Below are 11,553 nucleotides of genomic sequence, written 5' to 3'. Positions count from 1 at the left end.
CGCGCGACGCGCACGCGGCGTACGCCGCGCTCCGCCGCGACGTCGCCGCCGCGCGCTGACGCACGTCGGCGCGCCGGCGCATCCGCGCGCGACGCCCCCGGCCGAGCGGCCGGGGGCGTCGCGCGTCCGGGGGTCCCGACCGGATCATTCGTCCCATGTCCCGGGTCGCGCCCCGGGTCATCGTGGGGTCGCGGCGCGACGACGGCGCCGCGCCCGACCCACGCTCCGTCCGAAGGATAGATCCGAATGACGTCGACCGCCGTCGCCCCGACCGCCGCGCCGCGCCGCGCCCCGATCGCCGACACCGTGACGCTGCAGCGCCTGGAGCGCGCGCTGCGCACGCTGCTCGCCCCGCTCGAGTACCCCGACTGGCAGACCTGGCAGGTCGCGGTGCACGGCCGCCTGCTGGAGCTGACGGGGGCCGACTCGCTCTGCGTCTTCACGCCGCTCGCCGAGGGGCCGGCCGCGTGGTACTCGCCCCACCTGTCCGAGGAGGCGCTGGCCGACTACGGGCGCCGCGTCGCCATGGACCCGGCGTGGGAGCTGGTCGAGACGCGCTTCGCCGCGCTCGGCCGCGAGTTCGCGCACGACGCCGACCTGTGCGCGCGCGGGGAGCTGGAGGCGAGCGCGTTCCACCGCGAGTTCCTCGCGCCGAACCGCATCCACGACCTGACGGTGGTCGGCGTGGAGTTCGGCGGGCGGCTGGCGGCGCGGCTGCACTTCTCGCACGTCGCGCCGCGCGACGACGGGTGGCGCGAGCGGCGCGACGTGCTGCTGCGCGCGGTCCTGCCGGCGTTCCGCGCGGGGCTCGGGCTCTGGCGCGAGCTGGGGGAGCGGCGCCGCGAGCTGGCGCGCATGGTCGACGCGCTCCCGCAGGCGGTGCTGCTCTACGAGGCGTCGGGGACGCTGCTGCACGCCAACCCCGGGGCGGCGCGGCTGCTCGACGGGGGCCCCGACGCCGAGCGGCTGCGCGCCGAGGCGCAGCGCGTGGCGTGGGCGGTGGGCGCGCAGGCGCGCCGCGCGTCGTCCGCCCCGGCCGCCGCCGACCTCGAGCTGCGCCTCGGCGTGCGCGTCGTCCGCCTGCGCGGCGCCGTCGCCCCCGCCTGGATGCTCGGCCGCGAGCCCGGCGTGCTGGTGACGCTGGAGTCGGTGGGCACGCGCCCGCTCGACGACGCGGAGCTGCGCGCGCGGTTCGCGCTCACCGCGCGCGAGGTCGAGGTCGCGCGCCTGCTCGCCGACGGGCTCTCGAACCAGGAGATCGCGGCCAGGCTCGGCGTCAGCTTCTTCACCGCGCGCAACCACGTGGAGCGGCTGCTGCCGAAGCTGGGGGCGAGCAACCGGGCGCGGGTGGGGGCGTTGCTGCGGGGGGAGGGATAGCGGCGAGCGTCGAGCGTCGAGGGGGCTCCTCGCGGGGGACGCCTCCTCGAGGCACGGGACGCGTCGTCGCGGGACGGCCCGAGAGCGCCGGGCGCCGAGCGCCGAGCGCGATCGTCCCCTCGGCGCTCGGCGCTCGACGCTCGACGCTCCCTGCTCCCCTCAGTCCCCCGCCTGCGGCACGGGCGCGTGCCCGACCTCCGCCGTCCGCCGGCGCGACAGCCGCCGTCCCAGCGCGCTCCGCCAGCCGGCGAAGATCTCGTAGACCGTCGGGATCACGAACAGCGTCAGCAGCGTCGACGTGATGGTCCCGCCGATGACGGCGCGGCCGAGCGGCGCGCGGAAGTCGCCCCCCTCGCCCGAGCCGAGCGCGACCGGGATCATGCCGGCGATCAGCGCCAGCGTCGTCATCAGGATCGGGCGCAGCCGGATCGCCCCCGCCTCGATCAGCGCCTCGCGCAGCGGGAGGTCGCCCCGCTCGTGCGTCCACTTGGCGAAGTCGATCAGCAGGATCGCGTTCTTCGCCACGATCCCCATGAGCAGGATCACGCCGATCAGCGACATGATGTTGAGCGAGTCGCCGGTCAGGATCAGCGTCAGCACCACGCCGATCAGCGACAGCGGGAGCGACAGCAGGATCGCCACCGGGTCGAGGAAGGAGCCGAACTGCACGACGAGGATCAGGTACATCAGCAGCACCGCCACGCCGAGGGCGATGAAGATGTTGCCGAACACCTCCTGCTGGCTCTCGACCTGGCCGCCGGCGACGATCTGGTAGCCCTCGGGGAGGCGCAGGTCGGCGAGGCGGCGCTGCACGCCCTGGATCACGTCGCCGAGCGCCGCGTTCTCGAGGTTCGCGCCGACGGTGACCACGCGCGCGCGGTCGGCGTGGTCGATCTGCGCCGGCCCGGTGCCCGGGCGGATCGTGGCCACCTGCCCCAGCGGGAGCACCGTCGCCCCCGTCGCGCCGGGGAGCACGACCGGGATGCGCGCGATGTCCTCCGGGTTCTCGCGCGCGTCGGCCGGGAGGCGCACGCGCACGTAGCGCGTCTCGCCGCTCGGGTCGACCCAGTTCCCCGCGTCGACGCCGGCGAACGCGGGGCGCAGCGCCTGCGCGATCTGCCCGACGCTCACGCCGAGCGTGCCGGCCAGCGCGCGGTTGATGTCGACGCGCAGCTCGGGCTTGAGCCCCTTGGTCGAGAGGCCGACGTCCACCGCGCCCGGCGTCGCGCGCACGATCGCCGCCACCGAGTCGGCGAGGCTCGAGAGCACCGTCGCGTCGGGGCCGCGCAGCTGCAGCTGGTAGGGCTTCTGCCCGCCCCCCGGGCCGCCCGCCTCCAGCAGGTAGGCCGTGACGCCGCCGAAGCCGCGCAGCTCGCGCCGCAGCCGCGTCCCCAGGTCCTGCTGGCTCACGTCGCGCTCGGCGCGCGGCTTCAGGCGCACGTACACCGAGGCGACGTCCACCGCCCCCGACCCCGACGCGCTGCCGACCGTCGTGTAGGTGTAGGCGACCTCGGGGTGCGTGCGCATCTGCCGCGCGACCAGCTCCGCCTGCAGCCGCGTGTACTCGAGGCTCGAGCCGGGCGGCGCCTCGACCTGCACCGTCAGCTCGCTCCGGTCGCTGTCGGGGGTGAAGCCGAACTCCCCCGCGGCGCCCTGCAGCGCGATCGCGCCGACGAACGACCCGACCGCCAGCGCGACCATCGCCAGCCGGTGGTCGAGCGCCCACGCCACCCCGCGGCGGTAGCGGTGCGACAGCCGGTCGAACCAGCGGTTGAAGCGGTCGAGCGCCCGCGTGACGAACGCCTTCTTCTCCTCGGGCACGTGCGGGTCCGGCCAGTAGGCCGAGAGCATCGGGTCGAGCGAGAAGGAGACGAACAGCGACACCAGCACCGACGCCGCGATGGTGAGCGCGAACGGCTGGAACCACTGCCCGGCGAAGCCGCTCATGAACCCCACCGGCACGAACACCGCGACGATCGAGAAGGTCGTCGCCGCCACCGCCAGCCCGATCTCGTCGGTCCCCTCGCGGGCGGCGTCGTAGTGGTCCTTCCCCATCTCGACGTGCCGCACGATGTTCTCGCGCACCACGATGGCGTCGTCGATCAGGATGCCGATGGCCAGCGACAGCCCGAGCAGCGACATCGTGTTGAGCGTGAAGCCGAACACCCACAGCGGGACGAAGCTCGCCAGCACCGACACCGGGAGCGCGAGCCCGGTGATGACGGTCGAGCGCCACGAGTTGAGGAAGAGGAAGACGACGAGCACCGTCAGCAGCGCCCCCTCGACCAGCGCGGCCTGCACGTTCTCCACCGACTGCGTGACCCGCTCGCCGGCGTCGCGGACGACCTCGACCGAGGTCCCCGCGGGGAGCGCGGCGCGCAGCCGCTCGAGGCGCGCCTTGACCGCGTCGCTGACCTGCGTCGTGCTGTACCCCTTGGCCTTCACGATGTCGAGCCCGATCGCCTCGCGCCCGTTGTAGAGCGCCGCGCTGCGCCGCTCGGCGCTCCCCGCCCCGACCGTCGCCACCTGCCCGAGCGCGATCGCCACGCCGTTGCGCTGCGCGACCGTGAGGCGGGCGAAGTCCTCGGGGCGCTCCAGCCGCCCCTCCAGCCGGATCGAGCGCTCGGTGATCGGGCCGGTGATCTGCCCGACCGGCGCGGCGAGGTTCTGCGCCCGCAGCGCGCTCACCACCTGGTCGACCCCGACGCCGGCGGCGGTCAGCCGCGTCGGGTCGAGCACGACGTTGAGCGTCGCCGAGTCGGCGCCGGCCACGTTCACCTGCGCGACGCCGGGGATCGAGCGCAGGTCGCCGCCGATCTGCTGGTCGGCGATCTGGGTCAGCTGCGCCGGGGTCAGCGACGGCGAGGTGAGCGCCAGCGACACGATCGGCAGCGCCGACGGGTCGAAGCGCTGGACGATCGGCTCGATGATCTCGGTCGGCAGCTGGGCGCGCACGGCGCTGATCGCGTCGCGCACGTCCTGCGTCGCCTGGTCGACCGGCTTGTCGAAGTCGAACTGGACGATGATCTGGGCGAAGCCGTCGGTCGACGTCGAGTTCAGCTTGTCGAGGCCGCTGATGGCGGCCACGCGGTCCTCGATCCGGTCGACGACCTCGCGCTCCACCTGCTCGGGGGAGGCCCCGGGGTAGGCGACGCCGACGAAGACGATGGGGGCGTCGATGTCGGGGAACTCGTCGGTCTGCAGGCGGAACAGGGCGACGAGCCCGAAGACGACCAGCGCCAGCATGGTCACGATCGTGACGATCGGGCGCCGGATGGCGAAGTCGGAGATGAACATGGCGTGGGGGTAGCGCGTCTCCCGTGCCAACGTCCCGGGCGGGCCCGGCGTTGCCGTCCGGGACGCCGCCGCCGGGGTATACTCCCCCCGAACCCACTCCCGATCGCCCGTGACCCCCGTCGTCCGCACCCTCCTCCTCGTCACCGTCGGCGCGTTCTTCCTGCAGCAGACGGTCGCGGAGGTGAACTACTGGCTGACGTTCTACCCGCCCCTCGTCCTCACCCGGCCGTGGACGCTGGTGACGTACATGTTCCTGCACGGGAGCATCACGCACCTGCTGTTCAACATGCTCGGCCTCTACTTCTTCGGCTCGCGGGTCGAGGCGCGGCTCGGCGAGCGGCGCTTCCTCACGCTCTACTTCCTGAGCGGGATCGCCGGCGCCCTGCTGTCGCTGGCCTTCCAGGGGCGCGCCGGGGTCATCGGCGCCTCGGGGGCCGTCTACGGCGTGATGCTGGCCTTCGCCTTCTACTGGCCGGACGAGCCGATCCACATCTGGGGGATCATCCCGGTGCCGGCGCGCATCCTGGTGATCGTCACGACGGTGATCACCCTCTGGTCCGGCTTCGGCGGGCGCGGCGGCGGGGTCGCGCACTTCGCCCACCTCGGCGGCTACGTGGGCGCGTACCTCTACCTGAAGTGGCTGGAGCGCTCGCGCACCAGCTTCCAGCGCCGCGTCGCGACCGCCTCCCCCGAGGTCACGCGCACCGTGCGCGGCTACCAGCGCATCGACCGCTCGCGGATCCACGAGGTGAACCGCGAGGAGGTCGACCGCATCCTCGACAAGATCTCGGCGAACGGGGTCGGGTCGCTGACGGCGCAGGAGCGGCTGTTCCTCTCCAACTTCGTCCCGCCCGACGACCGGACGCCGCCGGTGAGCTAGTCAACTGCCAGGAATCGGATCGAACGGATCAGATCTGATCCGTCTCATCCGATTCCTGGTTCTTACCGAGTCACTTCCAGGACATGGGTGGGATCGTCGCCTTGTGCTTGAACGGGCCGGCGGCGAGCTGCGCCCAGCCGTTGGGGATCGCGTCCACCTGGCTGAAGCTGTAGACCGACACCCCGGTGATGGCGCGGTCGTGGGCGAGGTCGAGCTGGCGCTGCACCTCGTCCCACCCCTTGATGGCGCCGACGCCGACGTAGACGTGGCGGCCGGCCTGCCCCTCGATGCGGGCGACGTGGTCGTCCATCACGCACGTCCAGTCGGTGTTGCTGCAGTAGGCCTTCACCGTCCATGAGGTGGACGCCGCCGTGGCGGGGTAGTTCATCGGCACCTCGACGTCGAGGTAGCCGCCCTGCGCCCACGCCTGCGGGTCCTGGAACAGGTCGGTGAAGCTCCACTGCGCCGACCACCCCGCGCGCGCCTTGTACCCCGGGAAGACGGCCGCCGAGATGACCAGCGACGGGTCCACCGCGCGCACCGCGTCGTGGACCTCCTTCACCCCCTGGTTCACGAAGCCGCGCCGGAAGTCGAGCCAGCTCGCCTGCGCGTTGGACGCCGGGTAGCTCCCCGTCGCCAGCCGGAACGCCTCCTGGCTCGGCGCGTCGTACGAGACCTGGTTCGACGGGTAGCGGATGCGGTCGAGGTGGATCCCCTTCAGCCCCAGCGGGCCGTAGCGCCGCGCGATGTCGGCCGAGACCGCGGCCAGCTGCGCGCGCACCTCGGGGACGCCCGGCGACACCCACATGTACTCGGACGTCGTCGCGCAGTTGTCGACCTGCCGCGTCAGCACGCCGGTGGCGAAGTTCTTCGTGCTGACGCTCCACTCGGGGTGCGCCTTGAGCCAGTTGGGCGGCGTGCTCTCGACGAACTGGTTGCACGCGGTCGCGCCCCCCGAGATGAAGCCGGTGTACGCGTTCAGCCACGCGTGCACCTCGATCCCGTGCTTCGCCCCCTCGGCGAGCGCCACGGCGAGCGGGTCCTGCGCCGGGCGCGGCCCGCCGAGCCGGCCGCACATGCGCGGCGAGCAGGGCTCGAGGTCGGAGTAGTAGAGCGCGTCGCCCGACGTGCGCACCTGGAAGTAGACGACGTTGAAGTTCGCGCTCGCCGCCTTCTGGAAGATCTGCGCGATCTTCGCGAAGTCGACCGCCGAGGCGCCGGTGTACTCGAAGCGCGTCACCCAGAGCGCGCGCGCCTCGACCGGGTTGGTCACCGTCGCCGCGGCGCTCCCGCTCTTCCCCTCGGCGGTCGCCGTCACCGTGGCGCCGCCGACGTCGCGCGCCACCGCCTGCCCCGCCGCCGACACCTCGAGCACCGCGGGCGCCGACGACGTCCACGCGATCGCGCGTCCCCCGAGCAGCTTGCCGCGCTTGTCGCGCGCCTCGGCGGCGAACGTCGTGCGGCGGAACTGCGGCAGGCTCGCCGTCGCCGGCACGACCGTCACCGTGGCCACCGGCTGCGGCACGACGGCGACGGTCGCCGTCCCGTGCACGCCGTCCACCGCGGCGTCGACGGTCGCGTTCCCGACGGCGAGGGCGGCGAACTCGCCCGGCGTCGTCGTGGGCGCGACCAGCGTCGGCGTCGGCGTGGACCACGCGACCGCGCGCCCGAGCAGCGGCGCGCCGGCCGAGTCGAGCGCGGCGGCGGCGAACGTCGCGCTGTCGTCGACGGCGAGCGTCGCGGGGCCGGTCACCGCCACCGTGCGCACCGGGACGGGGACGACGGTTACGCGCACGGTGTCGCTCCACACCCCCTCGCGGTGCGCGACGACGACGCGCGTCTCGCCGACGCCCTGCGCGGCCAGCAGCCCCGTCGTGTCCACGGTGACGATCGCGGGGTCGAGCGACGTCCAGACGACCGTCCGGCTCTCGGCGGGCGCGGGGAGCGTGCGCCCCGACTTGGTCTTCACCGCCGCGTCGAGCTGCCGCGTCGTCCCCCCGCGCTCGCCCGGCGCGGCGGAGGGCGTGCGCACCATCAGCGTCACGTCGGACGCCGAGGCGCCCACGGTGAGGTCGAGGCGCGGCGCGCCGGGCTGCGTCGCGACGGACTCCGCGCCGCCGCCGCACGCGGCGGCCGAGAGCAGCAGGAGGAACGCGGGGGCCGATCGATGAGAGGGCGTCACCAAGATGTGTGCTCCGGGAAGAGTGGCGCGCCAATCTCCCGACGGAACCGCGACTCGGCAACTGCAGGGAGAACGGATGCAACGGAAAGAGCGGATCCGTCTCATCCGTTCGATCCGTCTCATCCGTTCTCCCTGCAGTGCTCAGCGTCTGCCGCGCGCGCCGCCGACCGCCTCGCACGACGACGGCAGTACGTCGAGCACCGCCGCCCCCAGCGCGTCGGCGAGCTGCGGGCGGCGCAGCGCGCGCCGGCGCACGAGGCGCACGGTGCGCGACGGGGCCGGGTCGGCGAACGGGCGCACGAGGCGCTGCTGCGCGGCCGTCGTGAGCTCGGCGGCGGCGAGCGCGGGGAGCAGCGTCATCCCCTGCCCGCGCTCGACGAGGCGCTTGAGCGTCTCGAGGTTGCCGCTCTCGAAGCGCGCGCGGCCGGCGCCGAGCGAGCCCGCGCGGGCGCCGCGCGCCTCGCGCTCGCCGCACAGCCGCACCGCCTGCGTGCGCAGGCAGTGCCCCTCGGCGAGCAGCCACAGGTCGTCGAGCGACAGGTCCTCGGCGTCGAGCGTGTCGCGCGGCGCGAGGCGGTGGCCGGCGCCGACGTAGCCGACGAACGGCTCGCGGAAGAGCGGGCGCTCCTCCAGCTCCGAGCCCGCGCCGGCCGGGGAGGCCAGCAGCGCCGCGTCGAGCGCGTCGTGGCGCAGCGCGTCGAGCACCTCGTCGGTCACCCGCTCCTCGACCACCAGCGTCAGCCGCGGGTGGCGCTCGGCGAGCACGTCGAGGACCCGCGGCAGCAGGTACGGGGCGAGCGTCGGGATGACGCCGAGCCGGAGCTCGCCGGCCACCTCGCCGCCGTCCGACGCGGCGAGCTCGGCGAGGCGCGCGGCCTCGCGCAGGACGACGCGCGCCTGGGCCGCCACGCGCTCGCCGAGCGGCGTGGGGACGACCGGCGCGCGCGTGCGGTCGAAGAGGGTGGCGCCGAGCGCGCGCTCGAGCTTGCCGAGCTGCATCGAGAGCGTCGGCTGCGTGACGTGACAGGCGGCGGCGGCGCGGCCGAAGTGGCGGTGCGCGTCGATGGCGACGACGTAGGCGAGCTGCGTCAGCGTGAGCGAGGCGAGCGGCGACAGGAGGGCGTCCATCCCCGCACGATAGAGGCGCTCGATGGCTCGAACAACGGAAGCGGGCGGGGTGACCCTGCGACCTTCGACCTGCGACCTGCGACCTGCGACCTGCGACCCGCGACAGCACCCAGTCGCAGGTCGCAGGTCGCAGGTCGCAGGTCGCAGCAAACCCTGAGGTCGCGCGCCCTGTCGAAGGTCGGACCCTCACCGGACCCGCCATGCGTCGCGCCCCCTTCCTCGCCCTGCTGATCGCCGCCCCCGCCGCGGCCCAGGACCCCTCCCGCTCGGCCGCCGAGTGGCTCGACGACTGCCGGCGCGGGCGGTGGGGAGACGACGCGCGGGCGTGCGCCGTGCGCGAGGTGACGCTCCCCCGCCGGTCGCGGCTGGCGGTCGACGGGGGGCGCAACGGGGGCGTGCAGGTGACGGGGTGGGACCGCGACGAGATCCGCGTCGTCGCCCGGCTGCAGGCGCAGGCCGACCGCGAGGGCGACGCCCGCGCGATGCTCGAGGACGTCCGCGTGGGCACCGACGGGACGGTCCGCGCCGACGGGCCGCGCACCGACGGCGACCGCGGCTCGTGGTCGGTCAGCTACGACGTCTACGTGCCGCGCCGCACCGACCTCGAGCTCCAGACGGAGAACGGCGGCATCCGCGTGCGCGACGTCGACGGGCGGGTGCGCTTCGCGGCGCGCAACGGCGGCGTGGCGCTCACCGACCTCTCGGGCGACGTGCAGGGCGAGACGCGCAACGGCGGCGTGCGCGTCGCGCTGGCCGGCGGCGCGTGGCGCGGAACGGGGCTCGACGTGCGCACGCAGAACGGCGCCGTGCGCGTCGCCGTCCCGTCGCGCTACGACGCCGAGCTGGAGGTCGGCACGGTGAACGGGCGCTTCGACATCGACTTCCCGATGACCGTCAGCGGCCGGATCGGGCGGACGCTGCGCACGCGGCTCGGCGCCGGCGGCCCGCCGGTGCGCGTCACGACGACGAACGGCAGCGTGACCGTGGAGCGGCGCGGGGCGGGCGACGACCGGTAGGGCGGCGGCGGGCTGCGGGCTGCGGGTTCGAAATCCGCAGCCCGCAGCGCCCGGCACGGGCCCCGCCTAACGCTGCAGCCGGTACCCCGTCTTCCGCACCGTCAGCACGTGCCGCGGGTTCGCCGGGTCGTCCTCCAGCTTCCGCCGCAGCTCCAGCACGTGCGTGTCCACCGTGCGGCTGGTGACGCTGGCGTCGTAGCGCCACACCTCGCGCAGCAGCTCGTCGCGCGTCGCCACCGCGCCGTCGCGGCGCAGCAGGGCGAGCAGCAGCTCGTACTCCTTGGGGCGCAGCGCCACCGGCGCGCCGGCGCGCGTGACCTCGTGCGTCGCCGCGCACACCTCGACCGCGCCGAAGCGCTCGCGCGCGGCCGCGGGGCGGGCGGCCCGGCGCAGCAGCGCGTCCACGCGCGCCAGCAGCTCCAGCAGGCCGAACGGCTTGGTCACGTAGTCGTCGGCGCCGAGACGCAGCCCGCGCACCTTGTCCGACTCGTCGCCGAGGGCGGTGAGGACGAGCACCGGCGTCGCGTCGCCCGCCGCGCGCAGCGTGCGCAGCACGTGGAAGCCGTCGCCGTCGGGGAGCATCAGGTCGAGAATCACCAGGTCGGCCGGGCGCTCGCGCAGCGCCGTCAGCCCGTCGGCGGCGCTCCCCGCCACGCGCACGGCGTAGCCCTCGAACTCGAGGTTGTGACGCAGCCCCTCGGCGATCGCCGCGTGGTCCTCGATCACCAGCACGGCGGCCGTCACGCGAGCGCCGCCTCCGCCGGCGCGCCCGCGGGGGTCCCGCCGTCGTCCGGCGCCGCGGCGGCCGGGAGCCGCACGTAGAGGCGCGCCCCGCCCCCCGGCGCCTCGGCGATCCACGTCTCGCCGTCCATCGCGCGCACGAGGTCCGCGACCACCGCGAGCCCCAGCCCGCTCCCCGTGCGGTGGCCCGCCTCGCGGTCGCGCTCCAGCCGCACGAACGGGAGCCAGACGCGCCGCCGCTCGGCGGGGGGGATCCCCGGCCCCTCGTCGTCGACCCAGAAGCGCACCGTGCCGCCCCCCTCCGCGGCGGCGCCCATCCGGATCGTCTGGCCGCGCGCGCCGTAGCGCAGCGCGTTGTCGAGCAGGTTGAGCAGCACCTGCCGCAGCGCCCCGGCGTCGGCGCGCACGCCGAGCGCGGGGGGCACGTCGGCGGCGACGCGCATCCCGGCCGCCTCGGCCAGCGGCGCGAAGCCTGCCGCCACGTCGAGCGCCAGCGGGGCCAGCGCGACCGGCGCCACGCGCACCGGGTTGGCGCGCCGCTCGGCGCGCGCGGCGTGGAGGACGTTCTCCACCATGTGCATCAGCCGCCGCGCCTCGCGCACGATCGTGTCGGCGGCGGCGCGCTGGTGCGCGGCGTCGCGGGTGCGGCCGAGCGCCAGCGTCTCGCCGTAGAGGAGGATCTGCGCCAGCGGCGTGCGCAGCTCGTGCGACACGCTCGACGTGAAGTCGGCGCGCAGCCGCACCAGCTCCTGCTCGCGCCGCAGCTGGCGCAGCGCGAGCAGCCCGAGCGCGCCGGTGAGCATGGCCAGCGCGCCGACCACCAGCACGCGCGTCGGGCTGCGCTCCGCCACCGGGAGGCGCCGCGCGGCGCCCGGCCGCTCGAGCGCGCGCAGCGCCAGCCCGGTCTCGCGCCGCTCGGCCACCACCGCGCC

The 11,553-nt window shown here is 75.1% G+C and carries 8 protein-coding genes; 3 read left to right on the top strand and 5 right to left on the bottom strand.

The genetic code is table 11. The features are described 5' to 3' along the window. Positions 1-246 precede the first annotated feature (246 nt). Positions 247-1,377 (top strand): LuxR family transcriptional regulator, encoded by a 1,131-nt coding sequence (locus PYV61_RS12510; protein WP_275831965.1) that lies wholly within the window; start codon positions 247-249, stop codon positions 1,375-1,377. A 159-nt stretch (positions 1,378-1,536) separates the two neighbouring features. Here the strand turns inward: PYV61_RS12510 and PYV61_RS12505 are convergent, their stop codons facing one another. Next, positions 1,537-4,674, bottom strand: coding sequence for an efflux RND transporter permease subunit (locus tag PYV61_RS12505; protein WP_275831962.1), 3,138 nt, complete (start codon positions 4,672-4,674; stop codon positions 1,537-1,539). A 109-nt stretch (positions 4,675-4,783) separates the two neighbouring features. On the opposite strand from PYV61_RS12505, the gene PYV61_RS12500 reads away from it, so the two are divergent. Continuing rightward, the gene (locus PYV61_RS12500) at positions 4,784-5,554 is read left to right on the top strand and encodes a rhomboid family intramembrane serine protease (RefSeq protein WP_275831960.1); all 771 of its coding nucleotides are present in this window, start codon (positions 4,784-4,786) and stop codon (positions 5,552-5,554) included. Positions 5,555-5,624: 70 nt separating this feature from the next. On the opposite strand, the gene PYV61_RS12495 is transcribed toward PYV61_RS12500, so the two are convergent. Both PYV61_RS12495 and PYV61_RS12490 read right to left on the bottom strand, forming a co-directional pair. Further along, positions 5,625-7,736 (bottom strand): family 10 glycosylhydrolase, encoded by a 2,112-nt coding sequence (locus PYV61_RS12495; RefSeq protein WP_275831958.1) that lies wholly within the window; start codon positions 7,734-7,736, stop codon positions 5,625-5,627. A gap of 141 nt (positions 7,737-7,877) precedes the next feature. Further along, a complete protein-coding gene (locus tag PYV61_RS12490; RefSeq protein WP_275831956.1) occupies positions 7,878-8,864 on the bottom strand; it encodes a hydrogen peroxide-inducible genes activator in 987 nt (328 codons plus the stop codon). A 200-nt stretch (positions 8,865-9,064) separates the two neighbouring features. On the opposite strand from PYV61_RS12490, the gene PYV61_RS12485 reads away from it, so the two are divergent. After that, entirely contained in the window at positions 9,065-9,880 is an 816-nt protein-coding gene (locus tag PYV61_RS12485; protein WP_275831954.1) for a DUF4097 family beta strand repeat-containing protein, read from the top strand. Between the two features lie 66 nt (positions 9,881-9,946). Here the strand turns inward: PYV61_RS12485 and PYV61_RS12480 are convergent, their stop codons facing one another. After that, positions 9,947-10,624: a response regulator transcription factor gene (locus PYV61_RS12480; protein WP_275831952.1), complete on the bottom strand. Its 678-nt coding sequence runs from the start codon at positions 10,622-10,624 to the stop codon at positions 9,947-9,949. Continuing rightward, positions 10,621-11,553 (bottom strand): HAMP domain-containing sensor histidine kinase (locus PYV61_RS12475; protein WP_275831950.1); only part of this gene is annotated, 933 nt, incomplete at its 5' end. The genes PYV61_RS12480 and PYV61_RS12475, both read right to left, overlap by 4 nt.

Origin of the sequence: Roseisolibacter sp. H3M3-2, assembly GCF_029211165.1 — a bacterium.
GTDB lineage: Bacteria > Gemmatimonadota > Gemmatimonadetes > Gemmatimonadales > Gemmatimonadaceae > Roseisolibacter.
Note: the sequence above shows the minus strand (reverse complement) of the source record. Positions and strands in the feature narration are given on the sequence as shown.

Excerpts from the sequence above, each read along its gene's own strand:
- PYV61_RS12510 (WP_275831965.1), top strand. The coding sequence starts at position 247 with ATGACGTCGACCGCCGTCGCCCCGACCGCCGCGCCGCGCCGCGCCCCG.
- PYV61_RS12505 (WP_275831962.1), bottom strand. The coding sequence starts at position 4,674 with ATGTTCATCTCCGACTTCGCCATCCGGCGCCCGATCGTCACGATCGTG.
- PYV61_RS12490 (WP_275831956.1), bottom strand. The coding sequence starts at position 8,864 with ATGGACGCCCTCCTGTCGCCGCTCGCCTCGCTCACGCTGACGCAGCTC.
- PYV61_RS12485 (WP_275831954.1), top strand. The coding sequence starts at position 9,065 with ATGCGTCGCGCCCCCTTCCTCGCCCTGCTGATCGCCGCCCCCGCCGCG.